Genomic DNA, 17,484 nt, shown 5'->3' on the forward strand with positions numbered 1-17,484 from the left:
TATGCCTCCTGAGAGTCATTTGAATAATAAGGGTTGAATTGCCCCTCCATCCCTAAGAATGGAGAGAGACAAATTCATCTATTACTATTATTTACTAATTAGTATCCAGGGTTTTGAGGAAAGGTTCCCATCAAATCAATCTGGCTTTGAGGAATTGGCAACCTCACCATATGTGGTGCCATCGGTTCCAGAATTTGGTTGGTCGAGCTTGAACCATAGGTATAATACATCTGCTGTCTTTCTACCAATAAGCCCATTCTCTTCAGCAAAAACCATCTGTTTTTCTCAAATGCCAATTCTCTCGCAGATTCCTCCAGATAGATGTCCAGATTGAAAGTCGTGAAATTGTGATCAGAATTTCCGAATGCTCTTTCACGAATCATGTTGATATATTCCAAAGCTTTGGCATCTGTATCACTACCAGACATTCTCCAGTGAGCCTCTGCGCTCAACAGCAAGGTCTCTGCAAAACGGTAGTACATATCATCTTTCCAACTGTCATTGGTCAATACCGCCTTGTCCTCATCATGAAATTTCTTTAGACTGAAATGGTGTCTTCTGAAATTATCATCATATACTGATATCTCTTCACCAAAATTCGGGTGGCCTGGAGCATTTACATATTTAGTCAATGGATAGTAATATGTAGTATATCTTCTATCATTGTCTTGATCGTAAAGTGATTGCAAATAGTCATTAGGGAAAGACCAACCCAAGGCCTGCCCACCGTACTCAGCGCTCTGCACGATTTCACCTGTTGACATTTCATAAGCACGATTGTTAAATACGCTACTATGCCATGTACCTCTTCCACCAGCAGTATTGTCACCATTTCCAGCAGTGGTTCCCAGGTCTTCATCTCTCTGATAAGTAAAGAGTGATTCCGAATGATTTACATCCTGACCAAACACTTCGTTTAAGCCAACCAAGTAATGAGTACCATCATCAATGATCGCATCAAATTGCGAGGCAGCCTCAGACCAATCACTCTCCCACATCGCAACTTTACCTCTAATGTGTCGAACAGCACCTTGGCCATATCTTCCAGAGGCCACCGACCATTCCAAATGTTCTATCGCAAAATCCAAATCAGATTTGATCACTGCGTAAACATCAGCAGGGTTGGCCACCTCAAATACCTGAGGGTCATTGGCGTTTTGAGGAGTTACAGCAGTGGTATCCAAGATGATGTTGTCATACATTCTGATCAAATCAAAATAGCACTCCCCTCTCATTGCCTTCGCCTCAGCTTCTATTCGATTCAATTGAGCTTCATCTCCTTCCATTTGAGAAGCTGCAGCGATGATTCCTGATGCTCTATCGATGATCTCATAAGCCCTGGTCCATTTGTATTCTGGAAAACCCTGAGGACTCATGGCTGATATGTCATAAGGTCTGTGCCAAGTTCTGGTGTGGCCAAGATCCGTCCCTACGTAGAAAAACAAATTTGCTTTCATTGGATTCCCTCCATTATCGCCAAAAGCAGGGAAGTTATTCCTTCTCATCAAGTTATAGAGGGAAGTGATGCCCACGTCCAAACCGTCTGGTGAATCAAATATATAATCCACCGAAATCGAAGTTACCGGAACTTCGTCCAAATACTCCTCGCACGAGCCAAGGAAAAACACTCCCATTGCCAATGCCATATATTTAAATATCTTGTTCATAATCTTATCTTTTTGTCAATTATTTGAATCATTGCTGATTCAATTCATCTACTTATCGAGCCTTAAAATGCTATTTGTAAACCACCGATAATTGTTCTAGCCTCTGGATAATCATTAGGATTTTTTTCCGGGCTATAAGACTGAAAATCTGTCCATGTAAAAAGGTTTTGTCCTGATACATAAACTCTAATTTTTGTCATGTTGATTCTTTCCAGAACAGAAGATGGAAGCGTGTAACCCAGAGTCACATTTTGCAACCTGATATATGATGCATCTTGCATCCCCAATGTCCAGATGTAGTCTGGGTCATTGGCTTCTGAAGGTCTTGGCCAGTTACCTGTTTGATTTTCTGGTGTCCAGTAATCTTGCTTAACTCCATTATATATACCTCTGAGAGATCCTCCTTCGTTGTATCCGTAAAGGAAAGGATTGTTCCTAAGTACGCCTTGTACAGTATAAACAGTGGCTGACAAGTCAAAACCTTTGTAACCAGCATTGGCTGTGAAAGAACCATACCAATCAGCAGCAGTATTTCTGATTACTCGATCTGTATCATTCAATAATCCATCTTCAGGATCACGATCATACAGCTTTACTGTTCCTGGCTGCTGATCTGGTTGATGAGAATTTGCAATATCCTCTCCGTACTGGAATATCCCTACAGGTAAATAGCCATAAGTCACATCAATAGGTCTACCAATAAACCAACGGTTCGCGATATCGTCATCTTCAACGCCATCACCATCTGCATCTTCACCATATAGAGATATGATTTCATTTCTGTTTCTGGTAATATTGGCTCCCAGGCTGAAATTAAAATCTTGCGTTTCAACTACTATGGCATTCAAAGCCAATTCCAAGCCTCTGTTTTGTACCTCACCAATGTTGGAAAGCGTACTGCTATATCCAGGTACATCAACTGACTGTCTTACCAAAAGATCTGTCGTTCTGGTATCATACCATTCTACCGTACCAGAGATTCTATTGGTGAACAATCCAAAATCAAGAGCTAAGTTCAACGTGGTAGAAGTTTCCCATCTCAAATCTGGATTAGGCAACTCTGAACCGGCAATGTAACCAACTGACTTTTGATCGTTGAAAAGATAATCTCTCTGAACAGCCAATGCCTGGCTTCTGTATGCTGGAATTGCCGTATTACCTACGCTACCATAACTTGCTCTTAGTTTCAGATTAGAAACCATATCCAAAGAAGTCATGAAATTCTCTCTGTAAATATTCCAACCAACAGCTACAGCTGGGAAGTAAGCCCATTTGTTGTTCGCTCCGAATACACTCGATCCATCCCCTCTAAAAGAGGCATTGATATAATATCTTCCGTCATAGTCGTATTGTACACGTCCTACATATGACAACAACTGCTTTTGATTTCCACCAACTTCAGGTAAAAAAGTCAATGCCGTTTCCAAACCATAGATACCTAATAGGTCGTTAGGAATACCCGCACCTCTGATACGCGTATCATTGTAGTTTTCCTCCATCATACTTTGAACAGCCGTGATGTTCACTCCATGCTTAGATCCATCCAAAGGCAAATCATAAGTAATGATATTCTCGAGCTGAAACTGCTCACTATCCTGATATCTCAAATATCCAGTACCTGTACCGCTATTTCTCAAACCTGTCAAGGAAGCAGTCGAATTATAGTTCTCTGTTTTTCTATTCCAGGATCTTCTACTAGCATTGATTCTGTAATTGAATCCTTTGATTGGCGAAATGTCCAAAAACACATTCATGATATCATTTCTATCCTCCTCGAAATTCACTACTTCTGAAATATCCAAAAGTGGGTTGAAGCTCTCTTGCTGATCCGTTGGATTTACTTTGTAGGATCCATCTTCGTTGTAGATTTTCCCTAATGGGGAGGTTGTAATCGCACTTTGAAGAGTTCCCCCAGTACCAGGGTTATTCTTATTTGACAGTTGCCAAGAAGTGTTCACACCCAACTTTAACCAATCATTAATTTTTTGATCGGCATTCAAACGAATGTTGATTCTATCAAAATCAGTACCTGGGATTACTCCTTCCTGATTGTTGTAATTAATTGCAGCATAAGCTGTAGTTCGCTCAGTACCCGTAGACACACTCAAATTGTGACTTTGGATAGGTGCCACGCGCAACAACTCCTTTTCCCAATCTATGTATTCACCACTCTGTAATACTTCGTATTCTGTAGCAGTGAAAATATCAGCATCGTTCAGATAGTTGTCATTGTTATCCGTTCTGAAAGCTTCTCTCTTCAGCTGTGCAAATTCTTCAGCACTATAGATATCAAAAGTCCTATTCACTGACTGAACCCCGTAATATCCATTGTAGTTAACTCTAGTTTCTCCCTTCTTACCTCTCTTGGTTGTAATCAAAACCACACCATTGGAAGCCCTGGCACCATAGATAGCCTGTGCAGCGGCATCCTTCAGGATTTCCATAGACTCAATGTCATTAGGGTTCACATCGTTAATTCCTCCTATTTGAACCCCATCAGCAATAATTATTGGCGCGTTAGAATCAGTACCGTCAAAGTTGGCAAGAGTTCTCTTTCCTCTAATCAAAAGATTGGTGCTACCACCTGGACCTGCATTGTCGGTCGTAACAAATACTCCTGCCACTTTACCTCTGAGCATTTCACCCATATCGGTTGACGGCACTTTCAAAATTTGATCCGTATTGACCGAAGCAACAGAGCTAATGATATCACTCTTCTTTTGAGTACCATAACCCACAACCACCACTTCTTCTAGGCTAGTCACATCAGGTTGCATTTGAATATCAATAGCAGAACGGCCATTGACCTCTACTTCCTTCGTGACATAACCCACGAAACTAAATGTAAGCACATCCGATGAATTGGCTTCCACCGAAAATTTACCATCTAAATCTGTCACTGTCCCAGACGTCGTTCCTTTTATAATAATAGAAACCCCAGGCAGCCCCTCGCCAGCATCATCTATCACCGTACCAGTGACTCGCTGGCCTTGTGCCATGACTACTCCTCCTAATAGGGAGAGCAATGCAAACACACATGCTTGAATAGTAATTCTTAATTTCATAATCATTTTTTATGTGAAAAATTTATTGAGAGATAAAAAACATCAACACGAAAAGTATGATGATGGAAAAGGCCAGTGCGCCTATCTTTATCAATAGATGGTATCTCATCCAGATCAGTTTTCCTTTCTCCTTTTTCAAAATCAAGTAATTTTCGTTTTTCAGCTTTTGGTAAACTTCGTTCTCAATGAACCTGAAAAAAGAAAATCAGTGTTTCACGATTACCCTACATATGTTACATCAGCGCCGAAATCAGTTACAAGAAGACCGGATATATGTTACAGACCGAATCCGTAACTAATTGATTAACTGATGTTTAAAATCTTGCAACAATTAGAAAAATCAGAAAATTATGAATCCGGAGGTAAACAGCTATTTTCACAGCAATCCGGTCAAAATGCGGGAACATCTTGGTAAATTTCAGCTACGAAGCACTTCTGCTTCTTAGCCAGCCACAGCAAAGCATAGATTCGAAAAGATTAGTACGATGAGATTTCTCCTCCTTATGATAGCCATGATACAGGTGGTAGTCCCAATTACTGCCAGGCCCATCGATGCCAAAAAAATCAAGAAGATCGGTATGCAAGAAGGTCTTTCATTGAATTCGGCGCTTTGTATCATACAAGATCATCAGGGCATCATCTGGATAGGTACCAGCGATGGACTCAATAAGTTCAACGGGCTGGATAATGAAATTTTCAAGTATAACTTTGATGATTCGCTCTCTATATCAAACAATCAAATCAATTGTCTTTTTGAAGATTCAAAGAAGAATATCTGGATAGGCACAGCCAATGGTCTCAATCGACTAAACAAGGACGAAAGCTTCACTAAATACTTTGCCGATAATTCATCACTGTCCATACCCAATCGGTATGTCAAATGTATAGCTGAAACTAGGGATGGTAGAATCTGGATCGGTACCCCCGAGGGATTAAGCATCTATGATCCCAAAAACAATCAAATGGAAAGGCGCAGGATTAAAGAAATCGCCAGTAATACCAATAATATCATTTCGCTATTCAACGATTTGGAAAATAGACTCTGGGTATGTACAAAAGGAGGTTTATTTCTGGTTACCCCAGAGGATCAGTTTGAAAAAGTTACCATCGATGCTAAGCTCGAAAACAACAAGGATGAATTTGAGTTGAGAAACCTCACCCAACAGGGGAATGGTAACTATTGGCTGGCATCAGAAAACCATGGCCTCTTTAATTTCGAATTTGATGATGAAAAAACAATTCAAGTCCGTCAATTCAATATAAAAAACTCAAATCTGGTTTCAGACCATATCAGAAAACTAAAAGTGATAGACGACAATCAGATATGGTGCGCAACTCTAGATGGGCTTGGCTATTGGAATGCTGATCAGAGTTCCTTTCATGAGGTAAACTGGGAAGGGCTGAGCGAAAGTTCTTTTCATGATATCCTGGTAGATAGTAATGAAGGCATTTGGGTTACATCTTACCTGGATGGAGCAGTTTACTATCACAGGCAAAACAACTTGTTCCCACACATCAAAGAATCCAAAATTGATGCTCATGGTTTGAATGACAATTCCATTACTGGTTTTCTAGATGATGGCCCCAATGGATATTGGGTTTCGACAGGCAATGGTGGGCTCAACTACTATGATCAATCAAAAGGTATATTCGAACATTTCACCAAAAATGAAATATCACTAACCAACAACATCAAATCCCTGACCTACGACAATCAAAAAAACATATGGCTGGGCACCTTCAATGGACTAGTGTATTTTGACCGAGGAAACTATCGATTCGAGTATTATCAGCATGATCAAAACGATCAAAACTCATTGAACAACAACCAAATCCATGCGGTACATGTGGACGAAAACGACCTGTTATGGCTAGGCACCAATGGTGGGGGTATCCAGACCTTTGATCGAACAAAAAACACATTTGACTCAGTCTATACAGCATATTATAACATTCGAACCATCTATGAGGATAGTCATAATCGAATTTGGGTAGGGAGTACAGGTCAATTGGAATGCATTGATCGAATCACAAAAAAACTCATCAATATCGATGCGATGTTAGCTCCATTCAAAAGTAAATTGACCTATGTCAATTGTATCATGGAAGATAGTCATGGGCGACTGCTCATAGGTACGCAGAACAATGGGCTCTTTGTACTGGACGATCAAAAAATCAGCTGGTTCAACATCAACAATGGGCTCATTTCTAACACGATCAATTCCATTGAAGAAGGAGATTCCTCGCGGTTCTGGATATCATCTAATAATGGCCTTACGAGGATTTTACTTCCAAAGACTCTGCCTGATGGACTTGAATTAACCTCTATCAACTATGGCATGAGCCACGGTCTGCAAAGCCTCCAGTTCGAACCCAACTCAAGTATGAAAACCACTGACGGCAGATTGTTTTTTGGAGGTATTAATGGCTATAATGCTTTCTACCCTCAAGCCATCGATAAACGGCATTATTTTCCCCCAGTTGTTCTTTCTGAACTCAACATCACCAACGACCAGTCTCTGAACCAGAGCTTTTCGTATCCTATTCATCAACTTGAAAAAGATAGTATCATTACCCTGAATTACGACCAGCGCAACCTACTTCTTAGATTTGCTGGGGTTAACTACATCAACCCTGAGAAGATTCACTACCGATACAGTCTGAACAAATCAGAAGACAACTGGATCGACCTGCAAAACCAACGTACACTTAACATCACCTATCTACCCATTGGTGATCACGAACTCAAGATCAAAGCCAGTACCGAACCAGACCAATGGGGAGTAGAGTATACCAGCATTAGGTTCAGAGTATTGCCTCCTTTCTGGAAAACCTGGTGGGCCTATACCTTCTACATTCTGCTACTATCTGTATTGCTCTATTTGTTTTTCAATCTGTCAATGAAATGGGCCAAAATGAAATCCAACCTGTCCATGGAGCAATTTCAACGTGAAAAGGAACACGAACTGAACGAAACTAAACTTAGGTTTTTCACTGATATGTCACATGAGTTGAGAACCCCTCTAACCTTGATATTGGCCCCAGTGGAAAACCTCATGGAGCAGAGTGGGATTTCGGACAGGTTCAAAAATCAACTGGCTATGATTCAGCGCAACGGCAACCGCATGACACAGCTGATCAATCAATTGTTAGATTTTAGAAAATTAGAAACTGGCAATGCTAACCTTAGGGTTGCTAAAGGCAATCTGATAGCCTTTCTAAAAGAAATCTGTCTGGCCTTTGACGGAATAGCCGAGAATAAGAACATCAACTTTCAGTTTTCAGCCAATCAGGATAAACTACCTATTTGGTTCGACAGGGATAAAATAGAGATCGTATTCTTCAACCTACTTTCTAATGCTTTTAAATACACACCAGAAGGAGGTGATATCAAACTGGAAATATCAGAGGTAGATTCCAAAGATCTACCTAGCGGGATCAAACATGGAAGTAAGCAGAAAGGTGTCAAAATAAGCATTACTGATAGTGGTTTGGGCATTTCTCAGCAAGACATTGAGAACATATTCGAACGATATTTTTCTAAAAAAGGGAATCTGGAAAATCACCAAACCGGAATTGGATTGGAATTATCCAAACGAATGATTCAGTTGCACAAAGGCCAAATATTGGTACAAAGCCAGGAAGAAACCAAAGAATACAATGGTTTCACCACCTTTATCATTTATCTACTTCAGGGAAACAAACACTTCGAAAAAGAAGATCTTATCACAGATTTCAAGAACAGTGAAGATGTAAGTCAATACACACGTGACTTCATCCAACGCGAAAAGGAAATGGACCTTCAGGCCCTTTCTGAAGAAAAAGTTTGGAACAGACAAACCAATAAAAAGACCATTCTGGTGATCGAGGACAATTATGAAGTCAGAAAATTCATCACAGAACTGCTATCTAAAAACTTTAGCATCATAGAGTCTGAGAATGGTCGAGAAGGACTAGAAAAGGCTTTGGAACATGGCCCTGACATGATCATCAGCGATGTAATGATGCCTGAAATGAATGGAATAGACCTTTGCAAAAAAGTGAAACAAGATACAAGAATCAGTCATACACCTGTTATCCTACTGACGGCCAGAACGGCCATTACATTCAAATACGAAGGCTTTGAAACAGGTGCGGACGAGTACATTACCAAACCCTTTAGCGCGAACTATCTCCTCCTCAGAGTCAACAATCTACTAGAGCAAAGAGAGCGTTTGCAAAGACACTTTCAGTCCATGAACTTGCTGCAACCAGCTGAACTCTCCGTAACTTCAGTAGACGAAAAGCTACTTAAGAAAGCTATTGACTACATATCTAAGAACCTTTCCAATACTAATATCACGGTAAACGAACTAAGTCACGAGTTAGGGTTGAGCCGTGTACATTTCTACAGAAAAATGAAAGCCCTAACCAACATGACTGCCGTGGAATTCATTAGAAGTATTCGCCTCAAAACTGCCTGCCAATTATTAGAACAAGGTAAATTCAATATAAAAGAAGTGAAAAATCTGGTAGGTTTCGAAGATGCCGATTATTTCAGAAAATGTTTTAAAGAAGCCTATGGCATGACTCCTAGCGAATACTCAAAGACACACGCCTAATTTCTAATGGAGAGAGGAGATAAAAAGGTAAAACAAAGTAAAAAACATTGGACAATTTTATTGAATCAACATCTTTTCAATTGAATATAACGACTTTTTAATTCAGTTTCGATCCCTAAACATAAACTGCAAAACACTCTATTTCTACTAGTTAAAAACATAGTAGCCCCTCAAGGAATTATTTAATATCTCATAATCAGATACTTACATAAATTAGATAAAACATATGGTAAAACATTTTATCGAATTTTAGTGAAACTAAATTGGGCTTATTTGGAGCTTAGAGGTGTAGTTATATTATTATTCCTACCCCCTATTCCTCTTAAAATTCTCGGCTTGTTCAAAGATCTCTTGATAAACTTCATCTCTATCTATCGGTGGATAACCATTGCTGTCAAGTAAAATAATGAGCTCTACTTTTAAGGAAGATTTGATATCCTCACGATTGTTCCAGTCAGGAAAACTTGTTTTATCCTCTACAATACTTTTCACTGCCCTGGCTAAAAACAAAAGCTTATCTTCTGGATATTCAAAGCTGTACTTTTGGGCCATCAGTTTCAAGATGTCGTAAAAGGCTTTTTCTTCCAGGTCTATCCCCAAATCATGGCCACTTTCAAGTTCCTTTCTTATGCTCATGATAAGCTCTAACATCCGATCAGTCACTTCTTCATAGAATACACCCGCTTCCTCTCCAGTAAATTCATTCCCCTTACGCTCATTGTATCGATCGACCAGGGATTGCATTTTCTTCGAGAAGTTAACTCCCTGCATTTTGTTCACCTCTTTAAGCTGACCGATGGCTTTGCTAAGGAGTTTTTGGAGTAGCTGGATTTTGGTATTAGGCATTTTGATGTTGCCCAGCATTCTTAAGTACTCATCCGAGAAAATATCTTCTTGCTTTGAACCATCTTCAATCGCCAGGATCTCTTCTACGCCATCACTCTGTAGCGCATCTTTCACCATTTCACGAACGCGTGCGTTCATCTGCTCGGTATCTGGCGCATCTCCTTTGGTGAGCTTGAATACGATGGACCGCACCGCCAAAAAGAAGTGAACCTTGTCTTTCTCCTCCTGCGAGAAATCCTCACTACCGCAGCAAATGTCATAGGCCGATTTCATTCGCTTGACCATATCCATGAATCGCTTTTTGCTTTCTTCAGTAGTCAAGACATATTCTGATGCTTTATTTAGCGTTTCCAATTGTTCCAATGAAGTGCCATTGAAATATAGGCTGTAGTCAAAATGATGGAAGTAGCGTTCGAGCAAATCCAAATGATCTTTGACTACTTTGACCGAGTGGGCTATATCCTCAAAGTTTTGCTCTTCTTCCTTATTGTACATAGCCAAGGCCAGGTTCATATTCTTTTTAATCCCAATGTAATCCACTACCAACCCCTTCTCTTTGCCGGCAAACTTTCTGTTTACTCTGGAGATCGTCTGAATCAAGGTGTGCTTCTGAATTGGCTTATCAATGTATATGGTATCCAAGAATGGCACATCGAACCCTGTCAGCCACATGTCTACTACTATTGCAATTTTGAAATTAGACTTTGGATTTTTGAATTGGGTATCCAGTGTTTTCTTATACGACTTATCGCCTAGTATGTCCCAAAGTACTTTGGGGTCATCCTTTCCTCTGGTCATGATCATCTTGACTCGTTCCATAGGCAGGATCTCTTTTTGTTCCATTTCTGAAAGCTCTTCTCCCTCGGCATGTGTTTTGATCTCTGCCCATTCAGGTCTAAGCTTGATTAGTTGCTTATAAAAATCATAAGCCACATAGCGACTACTGGAAACAAACATCGCTTTGCCTTTCACCGTACTGCCCTCAGATACTCTGTTTTCATAGTGCTCTATAAAGTCCCTGGCTACTGCTTCCAATCGATCAGGGTCTCCCAAAATGGTCTTCATGCTGGCACTTTCCTGCTTGCTCTTTTCGATATGATATTCGCTCGCACCTTCCTCTTCTGCTTGGCTATAGTATTGCTCGATCAGGCGAAGTTGCTCATTGTTCAGTACGACTTTGGCCGCTCGGCCTTCATAGACTAATCGAACGGTAATCTCATCTCTGACAGACTCGGTCATGGTGTAGGAGTCCACTATCTGGCCAAAGACATCCAGCGTGGCATCCACCGGCGTACCCGTAAAACCCACATATGTGGCATTAGGTAGTGAGTCATGCAGGTGTTTCGCAAAGCCATAACTTTTCTTCACCCCTTGTTCGGTGACTTTCACTTTCTGATCCAGGTTCACCTGGCTTCTATGGGCTTCATCCGAGATGCACACCACATTGGTGCGCTCGCTGAGCAAATCGGTATCTTCATTGAACTTGTGGATAGTCGTCAGGAATACTCCTCCAGAGTTTCTGCCCTGCAGTTTTTCTCTCAGGTCAGATCGGCTCTCTACACTTTGAATCACCTGATCGCCGATATAGGTCTTGGCATTGGTAAACTGTCCGGACAGCTGATCGTCCAGGTCGGTACGGTCAGTAATGATGACCAGTGTAGGGCTAGACAGCTCCGGACTCTTCATGAGCATACGGGCAAGAAAGAGCATGGTAAAACTCTTGCCGCAACCAGTGGCTCCAAAGTATGTCCCACCTTTCCCATCACCTTGGGGTTTCTGATGTAGCAAAACATTCTCATACAACCGACGAGTGGCATAGTACTGCGGATAGCGGCATAGTACTTTCACCTCCTTATTACCTGTGTCAGGGATATGAATGAAATTCCTGATGATATCCAGCAGATGCTTTTGATTGAGCATGCCTTCGATCATCGTATAGAGTGACTGTATGCCATCTACCTCTTTGGCTAATCCGAATGTCCGTCTCCAGGAATAAAAAAACTCGTACGGAGAAAAGATCGTCCCAGCCTTGGAGTTGACCCCATCACTGATCACACAAAAGGCGTTGTACTTCATCAACTCTGGGATGCCCCGAGTATAACGAACATGCAGTTGGCGGTGTGCCTCGCTGATATCTACTTCCTCTCGGATGGCACTCTTTAGTTCGAAGACCACCAGCGGCAAGCCATTGATATAAATAATACAGTCTGGTATGCGCTTTTCAGTCCCTGTAATTTCGAGTTGGTTGACTACTTTGAAGAGGTTCTGTCCTATTGAGTATTCTTGTTTGGGTTCAGCGGCGATGCTGTCCAGTTGGTCGTCGGCGGGTCTGATTTGCTCGCCCAGGATCTGGTAGTCTATTAGCTGTATATACAGATCCTTCTTAGTATGATCCTCACGTTTGAGTATAAAACCATCCATGAGCCACTTGGTAAAAGTCTTATTGCTATCGTAGAGGTCGGAAGCGGGTAAGACTTCCAGCTGCCGGATGATGGTGTCAATTTCACCTTTGGTAATGCCCTCTGTCTGGTACTTACTGGATAGGAAAGTTCTGAGGCCTTTTTTGATCAAGACTTCATCCTCTGCTCGATCAATGGCATCTCCTTTAAGGTAAGTATAGCCTTGCTTTTGGAGCAGTGCAATGACGCTTTCTTCTAGTTTGGCTTCTGTGTATTTCATTTCATGGTTGGTTAATCAACTGTTTCAGATCTAAAATCTCTTCCATCAATTGGTCAAAGGAGGGTGCGTTTTCACTAATCATGTTCTCACACATCTCGTCATAATCTTGTCTATACTGCTCATAAACCCTTTCAGGTGGGATTGGGTCTATAGATTCTCTTTTGTGTTTCTCATAGTCCACATCCTTTAACCTGGTAAACTGACGCCTGTGTGATACGATAGTAGCGTACAATTCTTCGTCGGCAATAGCGTCCAAACAGTCCTGCTGCTGCTTCAATTTGTACAAATCATACAAGTGTCTAGACATTCGCTCACTTCTCATTTCATCTTTTTGAAACTCCTCATGTAATAAAAAGATTTTCTCAAGAAATGTCCTTTCTGGATTGACACTTGGTACTGTTATGGCCGGCGTGGCAAATACAGCATCCGGATATTGATTATCCACCAGTGAATGGATATTACAAGCTGTGTAGGGCTCTATCAATGATCTGCACCCTATCTCTAGTAATATTCTTGGCTTGATGTAGTCAGGGTAATCCACGGTATAAGGATAGTGGACTTCTACCAGTTTGGGATCTTGATCAGACTCAGTGGTTTCTATTACGCTAACCTGAACTTCATTCATTCCTATGGAATCAAATGATTTTTGAAGCGATGGTGCAAACTCATCGATGATGTAAGCACTAGAAGCCTTTCGAAGCTTGGTCAATTGCTTCTTGCTTAGATCTCCTTCGAATCCTAAAAAAGCTCGATCGACAGCCAGATCTACATCTTCTGAGAACCGGTGTATGATCCCCCATGACTTACTCAGAGAAGTCCCTCCTTTAAACACCAAATGTGGTCCTGCATCTAGGCCAAAAACTAGCGACAAGGTTTGTACTACCCACCAATCCTTTTCGACGTTATGAGCTGGCAAGCCCGTCTCATTGGCCACTTGCTGAAATATCTGCTTCTTTTCTTTTGAAGGTATATTGTAAAACACGCTCATGATTTCATTGCCTTTTTAAATACCTTTCTGATCCACTCTGGGGCTAGTTTTGCATCATGAATCAAATGCTTTTGATCCTCCTTCTTTAGCACTTCGATCAATCGATTTTCCCGGTCTGGATCTAGCTTTTCTTTTCCCAAGGTCTTTAAAGCCTGAATAGCCAATCCACTGATCTCACCTTTAGTACTTAAATTCTTTGGGGCTACCTTTTTGAACTTTATAGATCTGTTGCCCACCTTGATCATGCGTGGTGAGGCATCTGTCAAATACACTAGATTTAATGGAACTTGTGTACTGAGCCCTAATAGATTCAAGGCAAGTGCTCCTGATGGAATAATTTTGGCCTGATCCCTTTTGGCTATGGCCCATGCGATGTCCTCTGCTGTGGGTAGTACCGGACCAATATAAGAATTGACTTCTGGACGTACATAGATTCCATTGGCCAGACGATAGACTTCCCCTTTGTTTACCAGGCGGTGAAAGGCTAATCGAACGGATTCTTGAGAAAACTCTCCATGAAAATCCTCAGTAAAGTAAATAGTCCCTTTTTTACCTCTTTTGATCCGTTTTAGTATGGTTTCTTCTACACTCAAAGCCTGTGATTTGTAACGAATTTATGCTAAATTCGTTACAAATCAAAATTCAAATACAAGTGATGCGGATGATGCCACTACCTGCTGGTCAAGGCTGCTGGTCAATTCTCGCTTTAGCTCTATCCTGTTCGTTTCTTGCATGCTACGGCTAATTTACTAAAACCAATGTCAAGTTTATTGATTCAAAAACTTGACAAAACAGAGTAATATACATTATCGCTTAAGAGGAATAGAAATGATCTCACAAGAGATACCAGGAAGCTTCTGAAAATCTCTGTCGTCCGTTACAATTTTCAAATTGTTCGATTCGGCCAATTCGATATAATAACTATCATTAAAATCAATTTGATCCAATCTCTGAAAGATTTTATTTGAGTTGAGCTGATCAAATTGATCATTGATTTTACTGGAGACTTGATTGATAGAGTTGATATGATTTTTAATTTCATTCGCTGTATCCACATAATCTTGTGTCGCCTGATAATCCCTTTTGTAATTAGGAGATGGAACACTGGTCGATTCCTTCCATAGATTGAAATCTAACCGTAAATACGCATTTGAAAACTCAGAAAAAATAAGGCTTGAGGTAAGAATGGTGGCACTATTAGACAAACACCTAGCAAAAAAATCTGAGTATAGATCCTGTTTCCATTGCTGATAGTTCCCTAAAGGACAAAAAAGGAACATCCAGATGTTATTGTCAAACAGTAAACGATCAGAAGAGCTTGGCTGGTAGTGCCTGATATCAGTCACCATAGAGTACATTGTTGGCTGAGGAATCGAAATCTGCTTTGTTAGCAAAATACTCTTTGGCTCTGGTGACTACTTTTTTGAATAGCACCTTGTCAGTCTCGGAGACATGGGTCAGTTTGAGCTTGCTATTCAACACGTCCCCCGTATATGAGCTATACAACTGACCCAATGCAGCATTCAAAAAAGCAGTAGTCATGATTTGAATTCCACTAAAATCTACTTCGATGACATCTGCTTGAGAAAACAAGGACTGGATTTGGTCATGTACTTTTTGACCATCATCTGTGGATACGGCTGTATCTCTTTCGATTATTGACTGGACCTTTATAGTTTCCATAATGCAAAAGTACTAAAAAATACCGTCAAGCGAGATCTCCTCTTTCAGGAGATAGCTATTGGTGTCGCTTAGATTGAATTCTATGTTAACAATAGTTCCCGGAAAAAAGTTTTCAAAAATGTGAGTGGATATAGCACCACGACGCGACTCCCAATAACCATCTGACGAAATAATCTGCACTTTACCATTGTTCTCCTGTATAAATTTGAACATAATATCCAGCCCCAAACCTCCTGAGATATTGCCTGTTTTAGTTGTATTTCCATACTGCAAGGCCCACACTATAGCCTCGACACCTGACAATGGCTGATTAAGATATTCTTTGACATTTTTTTTGATTGTGATCCCCATATCTACTATGGTGATATCCAGGCGAGCAGGAATTTTCTGTGGAAAATACTGCCCACAGGTATGGAGTAGGTCACAGTTGCCATGCGTACGGGCATTTTCGTAGAGCTCAAAGATACTTTCACTGATTTTTTTACCAAGAGCTGGGGAGTGACTGGGAAAATCCGGCTTGGCGAGCATTTCATTTTTGATATAAGTCATAAACGCTCCATCTGCTGTAGGGTTGAATTTTTGATAAGAGACAGTCGTATTGTATTGGTCATGCATTCCGAAATGGCCGAAATCGCACAAGAATTTATTCTTTTGGAGAATGGTTTTGATGCTACCTCCAATATTAGTGACATCAAAGGACTTTCCATTTTTCAACAACAATTCCCTAATTGCCCCCAAAACAGCACACAGGTTGGCCTCAAACCAGGTGGTACGCCGAAAATCAAAAAACACCCGCTTGGCATCAGATGTATTGGCTTGATGATACAAGTCTATCAGACAAGCATAACCTGTATGATTGCTTTCGATTCTGCTCGGCATGAGCAGGGTAAGTATGTCTCCTTTCTGTATCAACACATGTGGGGTTTAATCCCCGAAAATAATCAAAAACAGTGTTACCAATTTCTTGATGTTATTAAACCTCACTCTGCACATCCCCTGTCTGAATCACGGATTTGCACGGATTGCTCTGATTCCACAGATTTAGCCACTCCACAGATCAACATCCGTGTCATCCTATCATCTGTGTAATCTGTGATGCAGACAATCTCACCCGCCCACTAATCAACTGCGGTAGCAAGGCATCCCGTAGCTGGGTGAGAGTTAAGATTTGTTTTTGATTCGCATCTTGTTTTTTATAAACTGAATGAAGTTGTAGATCCATAATTTCTTGTATCTCATTTGAAGCAAGTAAAACATTAACCTCAGATAGTCTAGCTCTACTCAGTTCTGTTTGCCCAGTACTACCTTCCCCCATATCTTCAATAAACTTTTCAATGGAAAAGATGATTCCATTAAAGTAATTAGAACATACTTTCTCGGTATCAGGCCTGAGTACTGTGACATGAGAATCTATTGTTGTAGGTTCTGACAAGGATTTGATATTTGCTACACGTCCAAGAGTTCCTGTACCTGTGGAATTCACAACCATATCTCCAACTTGAAGTAACCTACCATCCACTTTCTTTTTGGTAGGATCATTTCTTCTGCCAAGAGAAAAATCAACTTCGTGATTTCTAATACATTTTTGATTTAACACTAAGACACCTCCCTCTTCGATATATTTCGGTGAAATACCTCTTCTCAGCTCAGTTGTAATTTCTCCCAAAGCTTTCACCTCCCACCCCTCAGGGATCCACTTGCCCAGTGTCTCATTGTACTCAAACGAACTGGGAAACTGTGCGGCAAGTTCGGGGTTGGTGTGGCGTATCTGATTATGAGTCATATATAGTAGAAACATATCTATCTCTATTACAATATTTTATAACCATACGCCAATAAACCACTCGGGATACACTCGGATATTTCATCTGTATATAAGATAAAACTTACTATTACTCGGAAATAATAAAATCAAAAACCTCCTGTATCCAATTCATAGTAATTACATTTGGTTA

Annotated in this window: 10 protein-coding genes; 1 reads left to right on the forward strand and 9 read right to left on the reverse strand. The window is 40.7% G+C overall.

What is annotated here, in order from left to right; translation table 11 throughout:
- Nucleotides 1-98: 98 nt before the first annotated feature.
- Together N7U62_RS12145 and N7U62_RS12150 are read right to left on the reverse strand one after the other, a co-directional pair.
- Nucleotides 99-1,667 (reverse strand): RagB/SusD family nutrient uptake outer membrane protein, encoded by a 1,569-nt coding sequence (locus tag N7U62_RS12145; RefSeq protein WP_264138243.1) that lies wholly within the window; start codon nt 1,665-1,667, stop codon nt 99-101.
- A gap of 62 nt (nt 1,668-1,729) precedes the next feature.
- Nucleotides 1,730-4,732, reverse strand: a complete 3,003-nt coding sequence (locus N7U62_RS12150) for a SusC/RagA family TonB-linked outer membrane protein (RefSeq protein ID WP_264138244.1) — start codon at nt 4,730-4,732, stop codon at nt 1,730-1,732.
- Nucleotides 4,733-5,217: 485 nt separating this feature from the next.
- Here N7U62_RS12150 and N7U62_RS12155 point away from each other — a divergent pair, with 485 nt between their 5' ends.
- Nucleotides 5,218-9,333 carry a hybrid sensor histidine kinase/response regulator transcription factor gene (locus tag N7U62_RS12155; RefSeq protein WP_264138245.1) on the forward strand — a complete coding sequence of 1,372 codons (4,116 nt, stop codon included), beginning with the start codon at nt 5,218-5,220 and terminating at the stop codon, nt 9,331-9,333.
- Between the two features lie 306 nt (nt 9,334-9,639).
- Here N7U62_RS12155 and N7U62_RS12160 read toward each other — a convergent pair whose 3' ends face one another.
- The 7 genes from N7U62_RS12160 to N7U62_RS12190 form a co-directional block, all read right to left on the reverse strand.
- Nucleotides 9,640-12,858: a type I restriction endonuclease subunit R gene (locus N7U62_RS12160; RefSeq protein WP_264138246.1), complete on the reverse strand. Its 3,219-nt coding sequence runs from the start codon at nt 12,856-12,858 to the stop codon at nt 9,640-9,642.
- Between the two features lies 1 nt (nt 12,859).
- Nucleotides 12,860-13,846 (reverse strand): nucleotidyl transferase AbiEii/AbiGii toxin family protein, encoded by a 987-nt coding sequence (locus N7U62_RS12165; protein WP_264138247.1) that lies wholly within the window; start codon nt 13,844-13,846, stop codon nt 12,860-12,862.
- On the reverse strand, nt 13,843-14,439 hold the full coding sequence (locus N7U62_RS12170; RefSeq protein WP_264138248.1) for a DUF6088 family protein: 597 nt from the start codon (nt 14,437-14,439) through the stop codon (nt 13,843-13,845). The genes N7U62_RS12165 and N7U62_RS12170 overlap by 4 nt, the downstream gene beginning before the upstream one ends.
- 213 nt (nt 14,440-14,652) lie before the next feature.
- The gene (locus tag N7U62_RS12175; RefSeq protein WP_264138249.1) at nt 14,653-15,195 is read right to left on the reverse strand and encodes a PIN domain-containing protein; all 543 of its coding nucleotides are present in this window, start codon (nt 15,193-15,195) and stop codon (nt 14,653-14,655) included.
- Entirely contained in the window at nt 15,185-15,529 is a 345-nt protein-coding gene (locus tag N7U62_RS12180; RefSeq protein ID WP_264138250.1) for an STAS-like domain-containing protein, read from the reverse strand. Before N7U62_RS12180 ends, N7U62_RS12175 begins: the two co-directional genes overlap by 11 nt.
- Before the next feature lie 12 nt (nt 15,530-15,541).
- Complete coding sequence (locus N7U62_RS12185) at nt 15,542-16,444, reverse strand: hypothetical protein (protein WP_264138251.1); 903 nt, start codon at nt 16,442-16,444, stop codon at nt 15,542-15,544.
- A gap of 154 nt (nt 16,445-16,598) precedes the next feature.
- A complete protein-coding gene (locus N7U62_RS12190) occupies nt 16,599-17,327 on the reverse strand; it encodes a restriction endonuclease subunit S (protein WP_264138252.1) in 729 nt (242 codons plus the stop codon).
- Nucleotides 17,328-17,484: the final 157 nt, after the last annotated feature.

The organism is Reichenbachiella ulvae, assembly GCF_025833875.1.
In the GTDB taxonomy this organism is placed as follows: domain Bacteria; phylum Bacteroidota; class Bacteroidia; order Cytophagales; family Cyclobacteriaceae; genus Reichenbachiella; species Reichenbachiella ulvae.

Excerpts from the sequence above, each read along its gene's own strand:
- N7U62_RS12145 (WP_264138243.1), bottom strand. The coding sequence starts at position 1,667 with ATGAACAAGATATTTAAATATATGGCATTGGCAATGGGAGTGTTTTTC.
- N7U62_RS12160 (WP_264138246.1), bottom strand. The coding sequence starts at position 12,858 with ATGAAATACACAGAAGCCAAACTAGAAGAAAGCGTCATTGCACTGCTC.
- N7U62_RS12175 (WP_264138249.1), bottom strand. The coding sequence starts at position 15,195 with ATGGTGACTGATATCAGGCACTACCAGCCAAGCTCTTCTGATCGTTTA.
- N7U62_RS12180 (WP_264138250.1), bottom strand. The coding sequence starts at position 15,529 with ATGGAAACTATAAAGGTCCAGTCAATAATCGAAAGAGATACAGCCGTA.
- N7U62_RS12190 (WP_264138252.1), bottom strand. The coding sequence starts at position 17,327 with ATGTTTCTACTATATATGACTCATAATCAGATACGCCACACCAACCCC.
- N7U62_RS12165 (WP_264138247.1), bottom strand. The coding sequence starts at position 13,846 with ATGAGCGTGTTTTACAATATACCTTCAAAAGAAAAGAAGCAGATATTT.
- N7U62_RS12150 (WP_264138244.1), bottom strand. The coding sequence starts at position 4,732 with ATGAAATTAAGAATTACTATTCAAGCATGTGTGTTTGCATTGCTCTCC.
- N7U62_RS12155 (WP_264138245.1), top strand. The coding sequence starts at position 5,218 with ATGAGATTTCTCCTCCTTATGATAGCCATGATACAGGTGGTAGTCCCA.